The organism is Nocardioides salarius (assembly GCF_016907435.1).
GTDB classification, from domain to species: domain Bacteria; phylum Actinomycetota; class Actinomycetes; order Propionibacteriales; family Nocardioidaceae; genus Nocardioides; species Nocardioides salarius.
In genome coordinates, this window is the sequence record NZ_JAFBBZ010000001.1 from 1,076,951 (window position 1) to 1,097,910 (window position 20,960).

15 protein-coding genes are annotated in these 20,960 nt (G+C 73.0%); 1 reads left to right on the plus strand and 14 read right to left on the minus strand.

Features of this window, described 5'->3' with window-relative positions:
• Nucleotides 1-48: 48 nt before the first annotated feature.
• From JOE61_RS05280 to ligD (JOE61_RS05305), 6 genes are all read right to left on the minus strand, one after another.
• Nucleotides 49-2,181 (minus strand): ATP-binding protein, encoded by a 2,133-nt coding sequence (locus JOE61_RS05280; RefSeq protein ID WP_193669106.1) that lies wholly within the window; start codon nucleotides 2,179-2,181, stop codon nucleotides 49-51.
• A 9-nt stretch (nucleotides 2,182-2,190) separates the two neighbouring features.
• Complete coding sequence (locus JOE61_RS05285; protein WP_193669176.1) at nucleotides 2,191-2,982, minus strand: HAD-IIA family hydrolase; 792 nt, start codon at nucleotides 2,980-2,982, stop codon at nucleotides 2,191-2,193.
• A 73-nt stretch (nucleotides 2,983-3,055) separates the two neighbouring features.
• Entirely contained in the window at nucleotides 3,056-3,796 is a 741-nt protein-coding gene (locus JOE61_RS05290; RefSeq protein ID WP_227491736.1) for a response regulator transcription factor, read from the minus strand.
• An 82-nt stretch (nucleotides 3,797-3,878) separates the two neighbouring features.
• Nucleotides 3,879-4,415, minus strand: coding sequence for a hypothetical protein (locus tag JOE61_RS05295; protein ID WP_193669104.1), 537 nt, complete (start codon nucleotides 4,413-4,415; stop codon nucleotides 3,879-3,881).
• Nucleotides 4,416-4,568: 153 nt separating this feature from the next.
• Complete coding sequence (ligD, locus tag JOE61_RS05300) at nucleotides 4,569-5,477, minus strand: non-homologous end-joining DNA ligase (RefSeq protein ID WP_193669103.1); 909 nt, start codon at nucleotides 5,475-5,477, stop codon at nucleotides 4,569-4,571.
• Between the two features lie 25 nt (nucleotides 5,478-5,502).
• A complete protein-coding gene (ligD, locus tag JOE61_RS05305; protein WP_307822823.1) occupies nucleotides 5,503-6,447 on the minus strand; it encodes a non-homologous end-joining DNA ligase in 945 nt (314 codons plus the stop codon).
• A gap of 119 nt (nucleotides 6,448-6,566) precedes the next feature.
• Between ligD (JOE61_RS05305) and ku the strand changes: the two genes are divergently transcribed.
• On the plus strand, nucleotides 6,567-7,556 hold the full coding sequence (ku, locus tag JOE61_RS05310; RefSeq protein ID WP_193669102.1) for a non-homologous end joining protein Ku: 990 nt from the start codon (nucleotides 6,567-6,569) through the stop codon (nucleotides 7,554-7,556).
• A gap of 120 nt (nucleotides 7,557-7,676) precedes the next feature.
• Here the strand turns inward: ku and JOE61_RS05315 are convergent, their stop codons facing one another.
• The 8 genes from JOE61_RS05315 to JOE61_RS05350 form a co-directional block, all read right to left on the minus strand.
• The gene (locus JOE61_RS05315) at nucleotides 7,677-8,597 is read right to left on the minus strand and encodes an SDR family NAD(P)-dependent oxidoreductase (RefSeq protein ID WP_227491735.1); all 921 of its coding nucleotides are present in this window, start codon (nucleotides 8,595-8,597) and stop codon (nucleotides 7,677-7,679) included.
• Entirely contained in the window at nucleotides 8,594-9,667 is a 1,074-nt protein-coding gene (locus JOE61_RS05320; protein WP_193669100.1) for an ABC transporter permease, read from the minus strand. The genes JOE61_RS05315 and JOE61_RS05320 overlap by 4 nt, the downstream gene beginning before the upstream one ends.
• Nucleotides 9,664-10,563 (minus strand): ABC transporter ATP-binding protein, encoded by a 900-nt coding sequence (locus JOE61_RS05325; protein WP_193669099.1) that lies wholly within the window; start codon nucleotides 10,561-10,563, stop codon nucleotides 9,664-9,666. The genes JOE61_RS05320 and JOE61_RS05325 overlap by 4 nt, the downstream gene beginning before the upstream one ends.
• Before the next feature lie 39 nt (nucleotides 10,564-10,602).
• A complete protein-coding gene (locus JOE61_RS05330; RefSeq protein WP_193669098.1) occupies nucleotides 10,603-12,435 on the minus strand; it encodes an ABC transporter ATP-binding protein in 1,833 nt (610 codons plus the stop codon).
• A complete protein-coding gene (locus JOE61_RS05335) occupies nucleotides 12,432-14,237 on the minus strand; it encodes an ABC transporter ATP-binding protein (protein WP_193669097.1) in 1,806 nt (601 codons plus the stop codon). Before JOE61_RS05335 ends, JOE61_RS05330 begins: the two co-directional genes overlap by 4 nt.
• A 100-nt stretch (nucleotides 14,238-14,337) precedes the next feature.
• Nucleotides 14,338-15,450, minus strand: a complete 1,113-nt coding sequence (locus JOE61_RS05340; protein WP_193669096.1) for a hypothetical protein — start codon at nucleotides 15,448-15,450, stop codon at nucleotides 14,338-14,340.
• Entirely contained in the window at nucleotides 15,447-15,968 is a 522-nt protein-coding gene (locus tag JOE61_RS05345; RefSeq protein ID WP_193669095.1) for a SigE family RNA polymerase sigma factor, read from the minus strand. Before JOE61_RS05345 ends, JOE61_RS05340 begins: the two co-directional genes overlap by 4 nt.
• Nucleotides 15,969-16,044: 76 nt before the next feature.
• Nucleotides 16,045-20,946, minus strand: coding sequence for an NAD-glutamate dehydrogenase (locus JOE61_RS05350; protein ID WP_307822826.1), 4,902 nt, complete (start codon nucleotides 20,944-20,946; stop codon nucleotides 16,045-16,047).
• Nucleotides 20,947-20,960 lie beyond the last annotated feature (14 nt).

The following is a 20,960-nucleotide window of genomic DNA, read 5'->3' on the forward strand; positions in this document are numbered from 1 at the left end:
GAGCGGACGCCGCCGCCGGGTGGACGACGCCTGATTGTTCCTTGACCTTCACGGCGAGGTCGCGGAGGGTCCCGTCAACGGGGCGAGCTCCGGTGCCGATCGCAGGCACAGGTGGGCCGTCGTGCCGACGCCGACCTCGCTCTCCAGCCACACGCGCCCGCCGTGCCGCTCCACGATGCCGCGGCAGATCGCCAGCCCCAGGCCCGAGCCGCCCTCGCGGCGCATGTCGGAGGAGTCGACCTGCACGAAGCGGTCGAAGATGGTGTCGAGCCGGTCGTCGGGGATGCCGCGCCCGCGGTCACGGACCTGGATCTCGACGTCGCCGTCGACCAGGCGGGCGTCGAGCTCGACGACGGAGCCCGGCGGGGAGAACTTGACGGCGTTGCCGATCAGGTTGGTCAGCGCCTGCACGATCCGGTCGTGGTCGGCCAGCACCCGCGCCGGGCAGTCGACGTGGCGCACCAGCCGGACGTCGCGGCTCGTCGCCAGCCCCTCCATCTCGCGGTCGGCGATCGCCAGCAGGTCGCCGACGTCGTGGGGCTGGACCTCCAGGGCCAGCGTGCCCGACTCGATGCGCTCGAGGTCCAGGATGTCGTTGATCATCCGCGTCAGCCGCTCCGAGCTCATCAGGGCGCGGTCGACCATCGACGCGGCCTGCTCGGGCAGGTCGCCCATCACACCGCCCGAGAGCAGGCCGAGCGAGCCGCGGATCGAGGTGAGCGGGGTGCGCAGCTCGTGGCTGACCACCGAGAGGAACTCGTTCTTGACCCGCTCGACCTCCTGCCGGGAGGTGATGTCGCGGAAGACGACCACCCCACCGCGGACCTCGCCGGTGTCGTCGTCGACCAGCGGGCTCGCGGTGATCTCCACGGGGAAGACCGCACCGTCGGCGCGGACGTAGCGGTCCTCCTCGCCGTTGCTGACCCGGCGCAGGAGCACCGCGTCGGCGATGTAGCAGTCCTGGGCCGGGTAGGGGTGCCCGTCCTCGTCCGGGGCGTGGAAGACGTCGTGGGCGAGCTGGCCGGCCAGGTCGTCGACCGCGTAGCCGAGCATCTGGGCGCCGGACGGGTTGACGAAGGTGACCCGGCCGTCGAGGTCGACCCCGTAGATGCCGTCGGCGACCGAGGAGAGCAGCACCTCGGTCTCGCGCGCCATCTGGCCCAGGTCGGCGGTGCGCTCGCGCACCTGCTCCTCCAGGTTGCGGCGCAGGTCGCGGTTGTCCCGTGCGATCAGGCCCTGTCGGACCCCCGCTCCCCCGATCAGCAGGAACCACAAGAAGGCCTCGATGCTGAGCAGGCCGCCGGCACCGTTGCCCATCACCTCGACCATCGTGGCGACCAGGAGCACGCCGAAGACCACCGCGGTGTCCCAGTCCTCCGCGCCCGCGACGCCGTCCTCGCGCGTCACGTCGCTGACCCGGGTCGGCCACCAGGCGGCCAGGGCGAGCAGGAGATAGCCCGAGATCCAGCCCAGGTCGAGCAGCGAGCCGAACTCGAAGGTGCCGGCGGCCACGCGCACGGCGTACCCGAGGTCGGTCATCGTGTAGACGATGAAGCCGGCCGCGACCAGGCCCAGGGCGACCCGGTCGGGGCCGCGGGTGCGGCGCAGCAGGATCAGGGCGACGGTCGCCAGCACGACGTCGAGGATGGGGATCACCGCACCGGCCAGCAGCGAGACGTTGTTGCCCGAGTCGAGCAGCTGGTCGTAGACGAGGCTGGCGGCGATCATCAGCACCGCGGCGCCGAGGATCAGTCCGTCGAGGGCCATCACCGCCAGGTCGACCCGGCTGCGGGTGACCTGGGTGAAGGTGGCCAGGCTGGCGATCGAGAGCAGCAGCGCCACGGCGATGGCGACGTCACCGACGGGCGCGGTCCCCTCGCTGCCCGGGGCGCGCAGCAGCGCCGAGGCGACGTTGCCGGACAGCGCGGTCAGCCCCGCCAGCGACAGCAGCCGCCACGCCCGCCGTCGGCCACCGCTCGACCAGCGCGCCCGGTTGGCGGTGCTCGCGGTGGCCAGCAGACCGGCGACGAGCAGGCCCAGCGCGCTGACGTCGGCGCGGGTCGTGGCGGGCAGCGAGGAGGCCAGGAGCGCCCAGAAGAGCACGAAGAGCGCAGCGGCGACCACGGCGGCGACGACGAGGAAGAGTCGCTGGCGCCTCGCGGCAGGTGGGCCGGACGGCATGCGCGGAGACTACTGCCCGGCCGGGCCGCGGGGCGGTTCCGGGTCTGCGTGGGCCCACTGCTCGACGAGGTCGACCAGGTCGGCCACCGACTCGTGCACCACGGTGGGCCGGTAGGGGAAGGTGCCGACCTGCTCGGGTGGCGTCGACCCGCTGGTGACCAGCACCGTGCGCAGCCCCGCCTCGAGGCCGGCGATGATGTCGGTGTCCATCCGGTCGCCCACCATCACGGTGGTCTCGGAGTGGGCGTCGATGCGGTTCAGCGCGCTGCGCATCATCAACGAGTTCGGCTTGCCGACGTAGTAGGGCGCCCGGCCGGTCGCGGTGGTGATCAGCGAGGCGACGGCGCCGGTGGCCGGCAGCTTGCCGTCCTGGCTGGGGCCGCTGGGGTCGGGGTTGGTGGCGATGAAGCGCGCGCCGCCGTCGATCAGCCGGATCGCGCGGGTGATCGCCTCGAAGGAGTAGGTGCGGGTCTCGCCGAGCACCACGTAGTCGGGGTCGCGGTCGGTCATCACGTAGCCCGCGTCGTGCATCGCGGTGGTCAGCCCCGTCTCGCCGACGACGTACGCCGATCCGCCGGGGCGCTGGTCGTGCAGGAACTGCGCCGTGGCCAGGGCCGAGGTCCAGATGGCCGACTCGGGCACGTCGATGCCGCTGCCCAGCAGTCGGGCGCGCAGGTCGCGCGGGGTGTAGATGGAGTTGTTGGTCAGCACCATGAAGCCGAGACCGGAGCGCTGCAGGGCCTCGATGAACTCCTGGGCGCCGGGGATCGGCACCTCCTCGTGCACGAGGACGCCGTCCATGTCGGTGAGCCAGGTCAGCACCTCGCGCCGCGGGGCGGCCGCGTCGCGCTCGCGCTCGGGACTGGCCACCGGGTCAGCCGTCGGCTGCGGAGGACGTGGCCGACGAGGAGGTCGAGGAGGCGGGGCGCGGGGCGGGACCCTCGAGCCGGAAGCCGACACCGCGCACGGCCACGATCTTGTCGGTGACGCCGACGCCCTCGAGCTTCTGGCGCAGCCGGCCGATGGTCACGTCGAGGGTCTTGGTGGAGCCGTACCAGTTCTCGTCCCACACGTCGGCCATCAGCCGGCTGCGGGCCACGACCTTGTCGCGCTGCGAGGCGAGGATGTTGAGCACCTCGAACTCCTTGCCGGTCAGGGGCACCTCGTGCTCGCCGGAGTAGACCCGCCGCGCCGCCACGTCGATGCGCAGCCCGTGCGGGTCGACCTCGGAGCCGGCCGCGAAGCCGCTCGCGGTGCGGCGCAGCAGTGCCCGGACCCGGGCCTGCAGCTCGGCCAGCCCGAACGGCTTGGCCAGGTAGTCGTCGGCGCCGTAGTCGAGCCCCACGACGCGGTCGAGCTCGCCGGCGCGGGCGGTCACGATCATGATGGCGCCCTCGTAGCCCGCCTCGCGGGCGCGTCGGCAGACCTCGAGACCGTCCATGTCGGGCAGCCCCAGGTCGAGGATCACCACGTCGGCGGGGATGCCGCTCAGGTCGTCGAGGGCGCGCTGCCCGCTGTCGACCCAGGAGACCTCGTAGCCCTCGCGCTCGAGGGTGCGCACGAGGGGGAAGGCGATGTCTTCCTCGTCCTCGACCACCAACACGCGCTGACCCATGCCTCGAAGCATAGGGGCACGGGCATGCCGGCGCGGGTCCAACGCCCCAGTTGACCGTCTGCGCACTGCTGCCCGGCCCCGCTCAGGGCGTGGTCTCCCAGGCGTAGCTGGCGGTGGCGGGCTGTCCACCTGCCGAGAACGGCACCGCCTCCGCAGGGAGCGAGACGGTGAAGGTGAACGTGCTCTCGCCGCGTGCCGCCACCCAGCCCACGTCCTGGCTCACGTCGGCCATGGCGCCGAAGGGACCCTCGTAGACGGTCCGCTCGTCGTGCTCGATCCGCAGCACCAGCGCCCCTCCCGCGGCGGTGGTGGGGGCGGCGTTCTCGACCAGGGCCAGGCGCACGTCGGAGCCCTCGGGGTTGCGGATCGTCACGGTGCGGCTGGCGCTGGCGCCGGCGTCGAGGCTGGTGACGCTCAGGGTGGTGCCCTGCTCCCCCGCGCTGAGCGACATCCCGGCCCCCGAGTCGACGTCGGCGGCGCGCAGCGGGATGCCGCTGAGCCACACCGTGCCCGCCAGCACCAGGAGCACGACCGCGACGACGCCGCCGGAGCGCAGCTGCGAGCTGCTCAGGCTCGACAGCTGCGGTTGGCCGTGGCGTGAGAGCTGGATCGAGGTCATGGCGGGTCCTCCCCTGGTCTCGGGCCGGACGAGCGCCGGTCCTCCTCGACCGTAGGTCTCCGCGCGCACGGCGCGGCCACGTCGCCACCACGCCGACACCACGACGTGTGCACGGTTGGGTAACACCCCGCTCCGCGGCGGCCGGCAGGACGCTCAGGACGGGTCGGCGAACAGGTCGCCGCGCTCCTCGACCCGCTCCACGACCTCCTCGAAGCGCAGCTGCTCGAGCCCCAGGGGGTCCTCCGCGCCGGCCTCGACCTCGCTCCACGACACCGGCGCAGCGACGTACGGACGCTCTCGCCCGCGCAGCGAGTAGGGCGTGATGGTGGTCTTCGAGCCGGCGTTCTGCGACCAGTCGAGGAAGACCTTGCCGCCGCGCCGTGCCTTGGTCATGATGGCGGTGACCCGGCGCGGGTGGGCCGCCGACAGCTCCTCGGCCACCTGCTTGGCCAGCTCGGTCGAGTCCGCCGGCGCCAGCCGTCGCGGCAGGGTGGCGTAGAGGTGCAGGCCCTTGCTGCCGCTGGTCACCGGGCGGGCCTCGAGCCCGCGCTCGGCGAGCCGCTCGCGCACCAGCAGCGCCACCTGGCAGCACTCGTGCAGGCCGGCCGGGTCGCCGGGATCGAGGTCGATGACGATGCGGTCGGCGTTGCGGGGCCGCCCGTTGCGGCCCACCCGCCACTGGTGCACGTGCAGCTCGAGGGCCGCGAGGTTCGCCATCCAGGTCAGCGTCGCCAGGTCGTCGACGACCGGGAAGACCAGGCGGTCGCCGTGCCGCGACTCGCCGCGGCTGCCGGTGGTGGGCACCGAGACGGTGCGCACCCACGACGGCGTGCCGCCCGGCGCGTTCTTCTCGAAGAAGCTGCTCCCCCCGGTGCCGTGCGGCCAGCGGATCCGGGTCACCGCCCGGTCGGTCAGGTGCGGCAGCAGCGTCGGCGCGATGCGGGCGTAGTACTGCAGCACCTCGCCCTTGGTGGTGCCGGTGGCGGGGTACATCACCTTGTCGAGGTTGCTGATGCGCAGGGTGCGGCCCTCGACGTCGACGAGCAGCTCCTCGCCGGCCATCAGCGCCCTCCCTCCACGAGCCCCGTCACGACTGGTCCCGCAGGTCGTCGGGCGACAGGTCCTCGCGCAGGCCGCGGTAGGACGGCTGCCGCAGCCGGGCGTGGCCGGTGCCGTGGGTGTCGACGTCGACGACCAGCACCGGCTCCAGCCAGTGCGTGCCGCGGGCGTCGACGGCGGGCACCTCGTCGCCGAACGGGCTGGTGGCGCGGGCCAGGCCCGCGACCAGCTCGGTGAGTCGGCGCGAGACCCGGCCGCCGATGCCGCTGCCCACCCGGCCGCGGTAGGCGAGGCCGTCGGGCGTCGGCTCCCCCACCAGCAGCGCGGCCAGCCGGTCGCTGCTGCCCTCCTGCGGGCGCCAGCCCCCGACCACGTAGGAGCGGCGGTGCCGGTGGGCGAGCTTGAGCCAGTGCGGGCTGCGCTGCTCGAAGGTGTAGCGCGAGGCGAGGCGTTTGCTCACGACGCCCTCGAGCCCCTGCTCGAGGGTCGCGGCGTGCAGCATCGCCCCGTCGTCGTACGCCGCCGGCACCTGCCAGCGGCCCAGGTCGAGGTCGGCGAGCCGGGCGCGCCGCTCGTGCAACGGCAGGCCGGTGAGGTCGGTGCCGTCGAGACGCAGCAGGTCGAAGACCATGAACGTCGCCGGCAGCGAGCCGGCCAGCCGCTCGGCGGTGCGCGCGCGGCGTACGTGCAGGCGCTCCTGGAGCACCCGGAAGTCGGGCACCCCCGCCTCGTTGAGCACGATCACCTCGCCGTCGACGAGCAGGTCCCGCGCGCCGAGCTGGCTGTCGACCACGTCGGGCCACGCGACGCCGACCTCGTTGGCGTTGCGGCTCCACAGCCGGGCGGGGCCGCCGTGCGTGGCGGACAGGTCGGCGAGGATGCGCACGCCGTCCCACTTCACCTCGTGCGACCACTCCGGGCCGGTGGGCAGGCTGCTGGCCTTGGTCGCGAGCATCGGGCGCGGCGGTGGCACGCGCCCATCCTGCCCGAGCCGGTCGTCGACCGCGCCCACCCGGGCGATGACGAGCGGGCGTCCCACCCGTCACACTGGTGGGGCGCCCGGGCGGGCGCACGTCGACAGGGAGGCTCGTGATGCGCGCGATCTGGAAGGGTGCGGTGTCCTTCGGGCTGGTCAGCGTGCCGGTCAAGCTCTACTCGGCGACCGAGTCGCACGACGTCTCCTTCCGCCAGGTGCACGCGAAGGACGGCGGTCGCATCCGCTACCAGCGGGTCTGCTCGATCGACGGCGAGGAGGTGCCCTACGCCGACATCGCCAAGGGCTACGAGACCGAGGACGGCGAGATGGTCATCCTCACCGACGACGACATGGCCGAGCTGCCGTCGACGTCGTCGCGCGAGATCGCGGTCGAGAAGTTCGTGCCCTCCGAGCAGATCGACCCGATGCTCTTCGAGAAGAGCTACTACCTCGAGCCGGAGAAGTCCGGCGCCAAGCCGTACGCGCTGCTGCGCCAGGCGCTGGTCGACGCCGACCGGATGGCCGTGGTCACGGTCGCGCTGCGCCAGCGCACCACCATCGCGGTGCTGCGGGTGCGCGACGACGTGATCGTGCTGCAGACGATGATGTGGCCCGACGAGATCCGCACCCCCGACTTCTCGGTCGAGACCGGCGAGGTCAAGGACGCCGAGGTCAAGATGGCCACGATGCTCGTCGACACCCTCGCCGGCGACTTCGACGCCGCCGAGTTCGAGGACGACTACGCCGCGGCCGTCGAGATGATGGTCAAGACCAAGATCGAGGGCGGCGAGATGAAGCGCACCCCCACCTCGACCAAGTCCTCCGGCGAGGTGGTCGACCTGCTCGCGGCCCTGCAGCGCTCGGTCGACGCCGCCAAGTCGGGGCGCCGCGAGAGCGACGAGGACGACTCGGACGCCGACGCGGACTCCGACGAGGACGCCGACGCGGACGCCGCCGAGGACGAGGGCGAGAAGAAGTCGGGGTCCGGCCGGAGCACCACCAAGAAGGCCCCCGCCAAGAAGTCGACCTCGAAGAAGGCTCCCGCCAAGAAGACCGCGGCCAAGAAGTCGACCTCGAAGAAGTCGGCGGCCAAGAAGGCCAGCTGAGCCAGGGGAGCTTCATCGGCCGGCCGATGGATCTCCTGGGTGGCCGATGAAGCTTCATCGGCCCGGCGGGAGGTTCATCGGCCGGCCGACGAAGCTCCCGCTGCCTGGCTGGACCTTCGGTCAGGTGGCGACAGGTTCGTCGGGTACCCGATGAACCTTCGCGGGGGCGGTGGGGGCGGGGTCGGCGCTGCGGGCGGCGGCGGAGTCGGCGAAGGTCCGGTCGGCGCGGGCGAACAGCACGTCGGTGAGCCGGGGCGCGAGCAGGTTGAGCACCTCACCGACGTTGCCGGCCAGCGTGCTGACCAGCACCGGCCGCTGCTCCATCGCGCGTACGACGCGTGCGGCGGCCTGCTCGGGGCTCGCGCCCCGCCCGGCGTAGGCCTCGGTGGGTGCGGTCATCGCCGTCTCGACCAGCCCGAAGCGCATCGAGGTGAAGGTGACGCCGTCGGCCCAGGTCTCCCGGCCCGCGACCCGGCTCCAGGCGTCGAGGGCGGTCTTGGAGGCGATGTAGGCCGAGAACTTCGGCGCCTTGAGCTGCACGCCCCACGTCACGATGTTGACCACGTGCCCCGACCCGCGCTCGCGCATCGAGGGCAGCAGGCCCATGGTCAGGCGCACCGGGGCCAGGAAGTTGATCGCCATCGTGCGCTCCACGTCGTGGAAGCGCCCGCCGCTCAGCGCCAGCGAGCGCCGGATCGAGCGCCCGGCGTTGTTGACCAGGTGGTCGACGTGGCCGTGCTCGTCGAGCAGCCGCGCGGCCAGCGCGTCGACGGCCGGGCCGTCGGTGAGGTCGCAGGGGTAGGTCGTGGCGCGCCCGCCCTGCTCGCGCACCCGCCCCGCCACGCGCTCGAGCTCCTCGGCGCGGCGCGCCACGAGCAGCACGTGGGCGCCGGCGGCAGCGGCGGCGTACGCCGTGGCCTCGCCGATGCCCGAGGAGGCCCCGGTGACCACCACGTGCGCGTCGCACAACGGGCTCGGGCGCCCGGTGAGGGGCCGTGCCAGCCGCTCGAGGCGGGCCAGCGGGGTGCTCAGCAGGTTCATGCACGTTCCCATCGGAAGAGACGGGCCGCCACGAGCGTGACGACCACGGCGAAGAGTGCCAGCACCCCGATCGGTGCGAGCGCGGCGGAGGGGCCCTCGCCGCGCACCATCACGTCGAGCATGCCCTCGTTGAGGTGGCGCAGCGGCAGCCCCTGCGACACCGTCTGCAGCCACTGCGGGGCCGCGTCGAGCGGGAAGAACGAGCCGCTGAGGAAGGCCATCGGCAGCACCACGAAGTTGGCCGCGTTGACCGCGCCCTCGGTGCTGCGCGTGACCGCGCCGGCCAGCAGGCCCAGCGCCATGAAGCTCAGGGTCCCGGTGACCAGCAGCGGCACCGCCATCCACCACGACCCGGTCAGGCTGAGCCCGAAGAGGACCGTGCCGAGGCCCAGGAAGATCGCCATCTGCACCAGCGCGATCACCAGGGTCACGCTCACCCGGGCGCCCACGACGGTCCGGGTCGCGACCGGGGCCAGCTGCAGGCGGCGCAGCAGCTTCGACTGCCGCCAGCCCTGCAGCGTCGCCGCGGCCCCGAACGCCGCGCTCATCGCCACCGCCCAGCCGAGCAGGCCGGGGGTCACGAACTGGATGGCGCTCAGCGACTCGTCCTCGACCGGCTCGACGGCCAGCTCGTACGGCGGCGCGCGGCCCGCGTCCTGCGCGAGCAGCGAGACGTTGGTGCCGTCGACGAAGGCCTGCAGGGAGCCGCGGGTGACGGCCGCGGCGACCTGGTCGGTGAGGGTGATGTGGGCGACCAGGGTGTCGCCGCGCATCTCGACCGCCACGTCGGCGTCGCCGCTGCGCACCAGGTCGACGGCGGCGTCGACGTCGTCGGTGCGGGTGACGGCGAAGGTGTCGTCGAAGGCCTCCTGCGCGCCCTCGGGCAGCTCCTGGAGGACCGGCACGTCGCCGACCTGCACCATGTCGAGCTCGGAGCGGCTCTGGTCGGCGAAGATGCCGCCGAAGAGCACCAGGAACATCAGCGGGAAGACGAGCGAGAAGAAGACCGACGCCTTGTCGCGCGTGAAGCCGCGCACGATGGCCAGGGAGAGGGCCCAGAACTGCCTCATGCGCGGTACTCCCGCCCGGTGAGGGTCAAGAAGACGTCCTCGAGGGTGCCGGTCTGCACCTGCACCCCGTCGAGCAGGTCGAGCTCGGCGAGCCGGCTGACCACCCGCGCGGGCTCCCGGGTGACCAGCACGGTGCCCTCGACCCGCACCTCCGCGTCCTCGACCCCGTCGAGGGCGCGTCCGGCGGACCGGTCGATCTGCCCGGGCGCCACGGTGATCCGGGCCGGCGCGTCGAGGCCGCGCACCAGCGCGGCCGGGCTGTCCATCTCGAGGAGCCGGCCGTGGTCCATGATCGCCACCCGGTCGCAGAGGGCCTCGGCCTCGTCCATGTGGTGCGTGGTGAGCACGACGGTGCGTCCCGACTCGTTGAGCCCCGAGAGCAGGTCCCACAGGTTGCGCCGCGCCTGCGGGTCCAGCGACGCGGTGGGCTCGTCGAGGAAGACCACGTCGGGGTCGTGCACCAGCGCGCAGGCGATCGAGAGCCGTTGGGCCTGGCCGCCGGAGAGGTCCTCGACCCGGGTGCCGGACTTCTCGGCCAGGCCGACCCGCTCGAGCCAGTCGTCGGCCTCGCGCGCGGGACGGGAGTAGAGCGCGGCGAAGGTGCGGATCTGCTCGCGCGCGGTGAGCCGCTCGAAGAACGACGAGGCCTGCAGCTGCACGCCGATGCGCGGCAGCAGCGCCGCGTTGCGCGGCCACACGGGCTCGCCCAGCACGGTGGCGCTGCCCGACGTGGGACGCCGCAGCCCCTCGACCATCTCGAGCAGCGTGGTCTTCCCGGCACCGTTGGGGCCCAGGACGCCGACGAACTCCCCCTCGGCGACCTGCATCGAGACGGCGTCGACCGCCCGCAGCGTGCCGTAGGTCATCGTCAGGTCGACCGTCTCGATCGCTCCCATGCCCCGGACCCTAGTACGCCGCCGCAGGGGTCCGCCCGTCTAGGCCAGCGAGGCCTGCCAGGCCTCGTGCAGCGCCGAGAACCGGCCCTCGCCGGCGGCGACGAGCTCCTGCGGGCTGCCGTCCTCGACGACGCACCCGTGCTCCATCACCAGCACCCGGTCGGCGATCTGCACCGTGGAGAGCCGGTGCGCGATGATCACCGCCGTGCGCCCGGCCAGCACCGTGTGCAGCGCCTGCTGGACCAGCCGCTCGGAGGGCACGTCGAGCGAGGACGTCGCCTCGTCGAGGATCAGCACCGCGGGGTCGGCCAGGAAGGCCCGGGCGAAGGCCACCAGCTGGCGCTGGCCGGCCGAGAGCCGACCGCCCTGGTTGGCCACGTCGGTCTCGTAGCCCTGCGGCGTGGCGGCGATGAAGTCGTGCGCGCCGAGCGCGGTGGTGGCGGCCACGACCTCGTCCATCGTCGCCCCGGGTCGCCCGAAGCGGATGTTGTCGGCGATGGTGCCGGAGAACAGGTAGTTCTCCTGGGTCACCATCACCACGTGGTCGCGCAGGGTGTCGCTGGCCAGGTCGCGCACGTCGACCCCGTCGAGCAGCACCCGCCCGGCGCTCGGGTCGTAGAAGCGGGTGGCCAGCTTGGCCAGGGTGGTCTTGCCGGCCCCGGTGGTGCCGACCAGCGCGACGCTCTGGCCCGCGGGCACGACCAGGTCGAGGCCGGGCAGCACCGGGCGGCCCTCGACGTACTCGAAGCGCACCGCGTCGAAGCGCAGCTCCCCCGCCGCCTGCTCGAGCGGGCGGGGCTCGGCCGGCTCGGGCACGTCGGGCTCCTGCTCCAGCACGCCGGCGAGCTTCTCCAGCGCCGCCGACGCGGACTGGAAGGTGTTGTAGAACTGGCTGATCTCCATCATCGGCTCGAAGAACTGGCGCAGGTAGAGCAGGAAGGCGGCCAGCACGCCGACGGTGACCTCGCCGCGGTAGGCCAGGTAGCCGCCGTAGAGCAGCACGACGGCGATGGTGATGTTGCCGATCAGCCGGATGCCGGGCATGAACCAGGCGACCAGGCGGAAGGCGACGAGGTTGGCGCGGCGGTACTGGTCGTTGACGTCGTCGAAGATCGCCTGGTTGCGCTCCTCGCGGCGGAAGGCCTGCACCGCCCGCACGCCGCCCATCGACTCCACGAAGTGGACGATGACCAGCGCGACCTTCTCGCGGGTGACCCGGTAGCTGCTCGCCGAGGCCTTGCGGAACCAGTTGGTCAGCAGCGCCAGGAACGGCCCGCACAGCAGGGCCACCAGCCCCAGGCGCACGTCGAGGAAGAGCAGGATGCCGGCGGTGCCGACGAGGGTGAGCGCCGCGGTGACCAGCCCGTCGAAGCCGGTCTCGAGCATCTCGTGGATGGCGTCGACGTCGCTGGTCTGGCGCGAGATCACCCGTCCCGAGGTGTAGCCGTCGTGGAAGGCCGGGCTGAGTGCCTGGAAGTGCCCGAAGACGCGGCGGCGCAGCGCCAGCAGGACGTCCTGGCCGACCACCCCCTGGCGCACCAGGAAGCGGTTGCGCGCCACGGCCTGGGTCAGCGTGGCCAGCAGCACCGCACCGACCACCACCAGCAGGGTGGACAGGTCGTCGCGCTCACGGATGGGCGGGATGCCCGAGTCGATGCCGACCTTGACCAGGTAGGGGATCGCCAGGCGCGCGGCGTTCTCGACGAGCACGATCAGCACCAGCACCTGCAGGGCGCGGCGGTAGGGCGTCAAGAGCTCGCGCAGCAGGCGTCCCGCGCCGCCGCCCAGCGAGCCGGCGGTCAGCCGCTCGGCGGCCTCGTCGGCGTCGACCTGCGCCTCCCCGCGCCACGAGCGCGACGGCTGCTCGCTCATGCGGGCACCTCCGCGCTCTCGTCGCCCGCGAGCAGGTCGCGGTACGCCGGCACGGTGGCCAGCAGCTCGCGGTGCCTGCCCACGTGGGTGATCCGGCCGTCCTCGAGCAGCGCGACGCGGTCGGCGAGCTGCACCGTGGAGGCCCGGTGGGCCACGACGATCGCGGTGGTGGAGGCCAGCACCCGGCCCAGCGCCTCCTCGACCAGCGCCTCGGTGTGCACGTCGAGGGCGGACAGGGTGTCGTCGAGCACCAGCACGTGGGGTCGGGCCAGGACCGCGCGGGCCAGCGCCAGGCGCTGCCGCTGACCGCCCGAGAGCGCCATGCCCTGCTCGCCGATGCGGGTGTCGAGGCCCCACGGCAGGTCGTGGACGAAGCCGGCCTGGCTGATCTCCAGCGCCTCCTCGATGTCGGCCTCGGTGGCGTCGGGACGGCCCAGGGTGAGGTTCTCGCGGGCGCTCATCGAGAACAGGGTGGGGTCCTCGAAGGCGGTGGCGACCAGGCTGCGCAGGTGCTCGATGCGCAGCTCGCGCACGTCGACGCCGTCGAGGAGCACCCGACCGGCGGTGACGTCCCACAGCCGGGGCACCAGCGCGGTCAGGATCGTCTTGCCCGAGCCGGTGGCGCCGACCAGGGCGATCGTCTCGCCGGGCCGCACGTCGAGGTCGACGCCGCGCAGCACCGGCTCGTCGAGGGCGTCGGGGAAGGCGAAGTGCACGCCCTCGAGGCGCAGGTGGCCGCGGGGCTCGGCGATCTCGCGCTCGCCGCTGCGGATCGCGGGCTCGGTGTCGTAGATCTCCAGGATCCGCGCCGACGCCGTCATCGCCTCCTGGGCCATGGCCAGGATCACTCCCAGCGAGGAGACCGGCCAGACCAGGCTGAGCATGAGGGTGATGAAGGCGACCAGCTCACCGATCGAGAGCTGTCCGCGCCCGACCCCGATGGCGCCGAGCAGCAGCACGACCACGACGGCCACGTTGGGGATGACCTCGAGGAAGGTCCAGAACTTCGCCGAGAGCCGCGCCTTGTCGACGCTGGTGGCGTGCAGGCGGCGCGCGGCGACGTCGTAGAGCTCGCCGACGTGGGTGCTGCGCCCGAAGGACTTGATGACCCGGATGCCGACGGCGCCCTCCTCGGCCAGCGTCGCCAGGTCGCCCTGCTCGTCCTGGACCTGGCGCGAGATGACGACGTAGCGCTTCTCGAAGCGCATCGAGAGCCACACGATCGGCACGGCGGCGGCGGCCACGACCAGGCCCAGCGGCCAGTACATGTGCAGCAGCACGGCGGTGGTGGCCACGAGCTGGACGACGTTGATCAGCAGGAAGAGCAGGCCGAAGCCGGAGAACCGGCGGATCGCCGCCAGGTCGGTGGTCGCGCGCGAGAGCAGCTGGCCCGAGCCCCAGCGGGCGTGGAAGGCCATCGGCAGGCGCTGCAGGTGGGCGTAGAGGTCGCGCCGCATCGTCGTCTCGAGCCCGAGCACGGCGTTGGACTGCACCCACCGGCGCCAGAACACCAGCACCGCCTCGAGCACGCCGAGCAGCAGCGCCAGGCCGGCCAGCGGCAGCAGCGCCCCCAGGTCGCGGTCGGTCACCGGTCCGTCGATGATCGCCCGGGTCACCAGCGGGATGCCGATCGCCAGCGCGACCCCGCCCAGGGAGGCCACCAGCATGATGGCCAGCGAGCCGACGTAGGGGCGCAGGTAGCCGCGCAGGCGCCACAGCGAGTGCACGCCGGCGGCCGGCGGCCGGTCCGGGTCGGGACCGAGCTGGTCGGCGCTGCTGGGGGATCCGAGACTGGTTGACATCGTCGACGATCCTAGGCGGCGCCACCGACACCCTTCACCCTGGTTTCCTCACCCCCGGGGCCGTGGGACGCCGGCTCCCGTGCCCCCGGCGGCACGCTGCTCAGGAGTCGCTGCCGAGGAAGACCGGGTCACCGCTGCTCGTGCGCAGCACACCGACCTCCTCGCAGCGCCCGGTGACCGGGTCGCAGTCGACGACGTCGTAGCGCGGGTAGCGCCGTGTCGTGGCCACGAGCACCGACCCGTCGCTGTCGATGCTCCAGAAGGCCAGGGCATCGCGGTCGCGCGGCTCGGTCCCACCGGGACCGCGCTGCAGGCGCAACGGCTCCGCGTCGGGCGTCGTCGGCGCCAGGCGGCTCGACCACGCCAGCACGTGCCGGCCGTCGAAGGTGAGCCGGGAGTCGACGGCGCCGCCGACCTGGCGCAGCCCGAGCGCCTCGAGCTGCGGGGCGGGCGGACCGTCGTGCAGCACGACCCCCGACCGCACGTCGGCGATCCGGGTCCGCGGGTCGAAGGACGTCCAGGAGTCGTCGGCGGTGTCCCAGACCGCCGCACCGTCGGGGCCGCGCAGGAACACCCTGCCCCGGTCGAGCGCGTCGAGCCGGAGCGAGTCGCAGGAGCCCGGGCAGTCGAGGGGCCGCCTGGCCAGGGTGCTGCGTCGCGCGACGTCGACCAGGTGCAGCGTCGCCGTGCCCTGGTGGAGGGTGGCGACCACCGCGGTGGACGCCGTGCTGTCGGCCCGGCTGCCCGGCCGGAACGACGAGCGGTCGTCGACCTCCGACGCGACCAGCGGGTAGGAGCGCCCGTCGGGCGCCAGCAGCCGCGGACGACCGGACACCGAGTGCACGATGCCGTGCTGGGTGCCGCTCGCACCGGTGTCGAGGTCACCCAGCTGCTGGCCCATCCCCTCGAACGTGCGGCCGCCGAGGTGCAGGTCGCCGCCGGGATCGGCGTACCCGCGCAGGCCGCCGCTGGTGTCGAAGGGGCCCAGGCCGGCCGGGTCCAGCACCCGCGGCCCGTCGCTCCCTCCGCCGACGAGCAGCGCGAGGGCGACGACGCCGGCCAGCACGGTGGCCCCGGCGGCGCCGCCCAGGGCCGCGCGGCGACGCCGGCGCAGGCGACCACCCTGGCGCACCGCCCGGTCCAGGTCGCCGGGAGGCACCGGCAGCGCCTCGCAGGCCTCGCGCAGCTCGCGGGTCAGGTCGTGCATGGTCATCGCTCCTCCTGGGGCGCGTCGAGGCCACTGGCCACCAGGTCGGGACGCAGGCGGCGCAGCGACGCCAGCGCCGCCGACGCCTGCGACTTCACGGTGCCGCGGCTGCAGCCCAGGGAGCGGGCGATCTCTGCCTCCGAGAGGTCCTCGTAGTAGCGCAGCACCAGCACCGCGCGCTGGCGCGGCGGCAGGCTGCGCAACGCGGACAGCACCTCGTCGCGGCGCACCACGTCGGCCTCGGGCGAGTCGTGGGAGCGGCCGTCGAGCGGCAGCTGCTCGCTGGGCCGCTCACGGCGCGCGAAGCCGTAGCGCCGGGCACCGGCGATCTCGTTGAGCACGATGCGGCGCACGTACGCCTCCGGGTGCTCGGCCGCGCACACCTTGTCCCACCGGGAGTAGGCCTTGGCGAAGGCCGCCTGCAGGGCGTCCTCGGCAGCGCCGCGCTCCCCCGCGACAGCTGCCGCCATCGGGTAGAGCCTGGGCCAGGCGGCGGCGAAGAAGCCCGCGAAGTCGCCGCTCATCGTCCCCATGACAGCTCCATGCACGTAGGACGCGCCGACCGGCCCGCGCGGTTGTCCCGCGAGCCGGTCGGGACTCCTAGCTCGTCAGCAGCCCACGCACGATCCGCAGCCCGACCGAGAGCCGCGCCAGGTCGGCGTCGTCGTCGGAGCAGATCTCGCCCAGGGTGGTCGCCGCGCGGCCCACGGCGGTCGCGTCGGCCTCCTCCCAGGTCGCGATGCGGGCCGGGGCCGACTCCTCGCCGTCGCTGGCCTCGATGACACGCAGAGTCAGCTGCAGGTGCACCGAGTGCAGGTCGTCGCGCAGCGCCGCCCGCGCCATCGTCTGCCACCGGTCCTCGCGCGGCAGCGAGAGGATGCGCAGCACCAGCGCGGACAGGCCCAGCCGCTCGCCGAGCGCGAAGTGCACCCGGGCGACCTCGGCGGGGTCGAGCCCCTCGCGGTTGGCGGCGTCGACGATGCCCAGCACCATGTAGGCCGGCGGGAGCACCGCGACGCGCGCGGCCAGGTCCTCGGGCACCCCGCGCTCCACGAGCTTGTCGCGGCGCTGCTCGAAGGCGGACAGCTCGCGCCCGGTCATCAGCTCGGGCAGCCGCGCGACGGTCTCCTGCACCGGTCCGCTGAGCTGCTCGACCGTGCCGCTGCTGTCGAGCGGGGCGCGGCGGTTGGCCACCAGCCAGCGGGTGGCGCGCTCGACCAGGGTGCGCATCTCCAGACGCATCCGGGTCTGCACCGACGCGTCGAGCCGGTTGTCGTAGGAGCGCAGCTCCTCGCGCAGCGGCAGCGAGCCGAAGATCTCGCGGGCCACGAAGTTGGCGTGGGTCAGCTCGGCGGGCCCGACGCCGGTCTCCCCGCCCAGGCGCGGCCAGAAGGTCATGCCGGCACCGTTGACCAGGTCGTTGACCACCTGGGTCACGATGATCTCGCGGCGCAGCGGGTGGTTGCGGATCTGCTCGGTGAACCGCTCGCGCATCGCGGAGGGGAAGTAGACCAGCAGGTCCTGGTCGAGGTACGGGTCGTCGGGCACGTCGGAGGCGAGCAGCTCCTGGGCCAGCACGATCTTGGTCCAGGCCAGCAGCACCGAGAGCTCGGGAGCGGTCAGCCCCTCGCCCCGGTCGGCGCGCCGGCGTACCTCGCGGCTGCTGGGCAGCCCCTCGACCGCACGGTCGAGGACGCCCTCGCGCTCGAGGCGCTTCATGAAGTCCTCGTGCACGTGCAGCAGCGACGGCGCGTGCGAGAGCGCGTTGGCCAGCGCCAGGTTCTGCTCGTAGTTGTCGCGCAGCACCAGCTCGGCGACCTCGTCGGTCATCTGCGCCAGCAGCTCGTTGCGCTGCTTGCCGGTCAGGTCGCCCTCGGCGACCACCCGGTCGAGCAGGATCTTGATGTTGACCTCGTGGTCGGAGGTGTCGACGCCGGCGGAGTTGTCGATGAAGTCGGTGTTGACGCGTCCGCCGCCGGTCTCCGGGTCGCCGCCGAAGCGGGCGTACTCGATGCGGCCGGCCTGGGTGAGGCCCAGGTTGCCGCCCTCACCGATGCAGCGCGCCCGCACGTCGCGCCCGTCGACCCGGATCGGGTCGTTGGCCTTGTCGCCGGCGTCGGCGTGCGTCTCGTCGCGGCTCTTGACGTAGGTGCCGATGCCGCCGTTCCACAGCAGGTCGACCGGGGCGGTCAGGATCGCGCGCATCAGCTCGGCCGGGGCCATCGAGGTCACGTCGTCCTTGATGCCGAGCGCCTCGCGCACCTGCGGGGTGATCGGGATCGACTTCTTGGACCGCGAGTGCACCCCGCCGCCCTCGGAGATCAGGGAGGTGTCGTAGTCGGCCCAGGTGGTGCGCGGCTGCTCGAAGAGCCGTTTGCGCTCGGCGTACGACGCCGCGGCGTCGGGCGTGGGGTCGAGGAAGATGTCGCGGTGGTCGAAGGCGGCCACGAGCCGGATGTGCTCGGAGCACAGCATCCCGTTGCCGAACACGTCGCCGGACATGTCGCCGATGCCGACGCAGGTGAAGTCCTCGGCCTGGCAGTCGATGCCCCGCTCGCGGAAGTGGCGCTGCACCGAGACCCAGGCACCGCGTGCGGTGATGCCCATCGCCTTGTGGTCGTAGCCCACCGAGCCGCCGCTGGCGAAGGCGTCACCGAGCCAGAAGCCGTAGTCCTGGGACAGCTCGTTGGCGATGTCGGAGAAGGTCGCGGTGCCCTTGTCGGCCGCGACCACCAGGTAGGAGTCGTCGCCGTCGTGGCGCACCACGTCGGAGGGCGGCACGCTGGCGCCGTCGACGAGGTTGTCGGTGATGTCGAGCAGGCCGCTGATGAAGGTGCGGTAGGAGGCGATGCCCTCGGCCATCCAGGCCTCCCGGTCGGAGGGGTCGGGCAGCTGCTTGGCGAAGAAGCCGCCCTTGGCGCCGACCGGCACGATCACGGTGTTCTTGACCATCTGCGCCTTGACCAGGCCCAGCACCTCGGTGCGGAAGTCGTCTCGGCGGTCCGACCAGCGCAGCCCGCCGCGGGCCACCGACCCGAAGCGCAGGTGCACGCCCTCGACGCGCGGGGAGTGCACGAAGACCTCGTACTCCGGGCGCGGCCGGGGCAGGTCGGGGATGGCCGACGGCTCCAGCTTGAGGCTGAGGTAGCTCTTGGGGTCGCCCTGCTCGTCGCGCTGGAAGTAGTTGGTGCGCAGGGTGGCGCCGACGTGGATCAGGTAGGAGCGCAGGATGCGGTCGTGGTCGAGGCTGGCGACGTCGTCGAGCGCGCCGGCGAGCTCGTCGCGCAGCGTCTCCAGCCGGGCCTCCCGGTCCTCGCAGGCCGGGTCGAAGCGGGTCTCGAAGAGCCGCACCAGGAGCCGGGTGATGTCGACGTTGCTGCTCAGCGCCTCCTCGATGGTGTCGAGCTGGAACGGCGAGCCGCCCTGGCGCATGTACTTGGCGTAGGCGCGCAGCACCGCGACCTGGCGCCAGCTCAGCTCGGCGGCCAGCACCAGCACGTTGAACCCGTCGGTGTCGGTGCGCCCGTCCCAGATCGCGTGCAGGGACTGCACGAACAGGTCGCGCGAGCGCTCCGGCAGCGACCGTCCGTAGCGCAGCCCGAACTCGTAGACGTAGCAGTAGCGCTCGGGGTGCTCGATCTCGTAGGGCCGCTCGTCGACGACCTCCACGCCCAGGCTCGAGAGCATCGGCAGCACCTCGGAGAGCGAGAGCGGGCTGCCGACGCGGTAGACCTTCAGCCGCACCTCCCCGCGACCGGCGTCGAGGTGCTCGTGCAGGGACAGGTCGAGCCCCTCCTCGCCCTCGATCGCCTCGAGGCGACCCAGGTCGACCGCGGCGGTGCGCGCCGAGTAGTCCTCCTTGTAGGCCTCGGGGAAGGAGTCGGCGTAGCGCCGGCCGAGCACGGCGCCGGCCTGCTCGCCGTACTCGGCGAGGACCGCGGCCAGGAAGTCGTCGCGCCACGAGCGCGACGCGTCGGCGAGGCGGCGCTCGAGGTCGTTGGTGTCGAGCGCGCGCAGCTGGCCGGTGAGGGTCGGGTCGGTCTCGCCGCGCGGCAGGTGCACCACGAAGTGCACCCGCGCGGTGGTCGACTCGTTGATGCGCACCGTGAACTCGATCGACTCCCCGCCCAGGCGCTCGAGGAGGATCTCGCTGAACCGCTCGCGCACCGCGGTGTTGTAGCGGTCGCGCGGCAGGTAGACCAGCACCGAGACGTAGCGCCCGTAGGTGTCGGGGCGGATGATCGCGCGCACCGCACGCCGCTCGCGCGCCAGCATCGCCGACTCGGCCATCGTGGCGAGCTGGGCGACGTCGGTGTGGAAGAGCTCGTCGCGCGGGTAGGTCTCGAGGGTGTCCATCAGGGCCCGGCCGGCGTAGGAGCGCGGGTCGAAGCCGCTGCGGCGCAGCACCTCGCGGGCCTTCTCGCGCAGCAGCGGGATGCGGGTCAGCGACTCGGCGTACGCCGTCGAGGAGAACAGCCCCAGGAAGCGCTGCTCGCCGACGACCTGGCCGCTCTCGTCGAACGTCTTGACCCCGACGTAGTCGAGGTAGGCCGGGCGGTGCACGGTGGCGCGGGAGTTGGCCTTGGCCAGCACCAGCAGGCACTTCTCGCGGGCCTTGACCTTGACCGGGTCGGGCAGCCGCGCGAAGGCGGTGCTGTGGGTCTGGTCGGCGCGCAGGATGCCCAGCCCGGTGCCGGGCACCGCGCGCAGCACGTCCTCGTCGACGCCCTCGATCTCGGCGGTCTCGAGGCGGTACTCGCGGTAGCCCAGGAAGGTGAAGTGGTCGTCGACCAGCCACTCCAGCAGCTCCGCGCCCTGGCGGACCTCCTCGGCGGTCAGCTCGACCGGCGGGTCGCTGCGCAGGCCCTCGACGATGTCGAGCATCCGCTGGCGGGTGCGCGGCCAGTCCTCGACGGCCTCGCGCACGTCGCGCAGCACCCGCTGCACGTCGTCGACGATCTGGTCGACGTCGTCGTCGTCGGCGAGCCGGTCGATCTCGACGTGCATCCACGACTCGCGCACCGAGGAGTCCTGCGGCTCCATCGCGCCGTCGTCGACGACCCGGGCGCGCTGGAGCTCACCGGTGATCGCGCGCTCGACGTCGAAGTGCGGGTGCACGACCAGGTGCACCGCGCGCAGCTGGCGCGAGAGCTCCATGGTCAGCGAGTCGACCAGGAAGGGCATGTCGTCGGTGACGACCTCGACGACGCTGTGCCCGCCGGCCGACCAGCCGTGCTCGGCCAGGCTGGGGGTGAAGACCCGCACCTCGGCGCGTCCCTGGGGACGCTGCTGGGCCAGGCGGTAGTGGCTGGCCAGGGCGCCGTACACGTCGCTCTCGCTGCGCTCGGCGAGGTCTTCGGGGGCCACGTGGCGGTAGTAGGCGGCGAGCAGGTCGCCGACCTCCTCGTGCGGCGGGCCACCGCTGCCGCGGCCCGCTCGGGCCAGCTCCGCGGCCCTGGAGATCAGCTCGGACTTGTCGAGATCGTGCGTCGTCGTTGACACGATCCGACCCTAGG

What these genes read in the sequence shown, in the direction of transcription:
- JOE61_RS05280 (WP_193669106.1), bottom strand. Translation starts at nt 2,181, where the DNA reads ATGCCGTCCGGCCCACCTGCCGCGAGGCGCCAGCGACTCTTCCTCGTC.
- JOE61_RS05285 (WP_193669176.1), bottom strand. Translation starts at nt 2,982, where the DNA reads ATGGACGGCGTCCTCGTGCACGAGGAGGTGCCGATCCCCGGCGCCCAG.
- JOE61_RS05290 (WP_227491736.1), bottom strand. Translation starts at nt 3,796, where the DNA reads ATGGGTCAGCGCGTGTTGGTGGTCGAGGACGAGGAAGACATCGCCTTC.
- JOE61_RS05295 (WP_193669104.1), bottom strand. Translation starts at nt 4,415, where the DNA reads ATGACCTCGATCCAGCTCTCACGCCACGGCCAACCGCAGCTGTCGAGC.
- ligD (WP_193669103.1), bottom strand. Translation starts at nt 5,477, where the DNA reads ATGGCCGGCGAGGAGCTGCTCGTCGACGTCGAGGGCCGCACCCTGCGC.
- ku (WP_193669102.1), top strand. Translation starts at nt 6,567, where the DNA reads ATGCGCGCGATCTGGAAGGGTGCGGTGTCCTTCGGGCTGGTCAGCGTG.
- JOE61_RS05315 (WP_227491735.1), bottom strand. Translation starts at nt 8,597, where the DNA reads ATGAACCTGCTGAGCACCCCGCTGGCCCGCCTCGAGCGGCTGGCACGG.
- JOE61_RS05320 (WP_193669100.1), bottom strand. Translation starts at nt 9,667, where the DNA reads ATGAGGCAGTTCTGGGCCCTCTCCCTGGCCATCGTGCGCGGCTTCACG.
- JOE61_RS05325 (WP_193669099.1), bottom strand. Translation starts at nt 10,563, where the DNA reads ATGGGAGCGATCGAGACGGTCGACCTGACGATGACCTACGGCACGCTG.
- JOE61_RS05330 (WP_193669098.1), bottom strand. Translation starts at nt 12,435, where the DNA reads ATGAGCGAGCAGCCGTCGCGCTCGTGGCGCGGGGAGGCGCAGGTCGAC.
- JOE61_RS05335 (WP_193669097.1), bottom strand. Translation starts at nt 14,237, where the DNA reads ATGTCAACCAGTCTCGGATCCCCCAGCAGCGCCGACCAGCTCGGTCCC.
- JOE61_RS05340 (WP_193669096.1), bottom strand. Translation starts at nt 15,450, where the DNA reads ATGACCATGCACGACCTGACCCGCGAGCTGCGCGAGGCCTGCGAGGCG.
- JOE61_RS05345 (WP_193669095.1), bottom strand. Translation starts at nt 15,968, where the DNA reads ATGAGCGGCGACTTCGCGGGCTTCTTCGCCGCCGCCTGGCCCAGGCTC.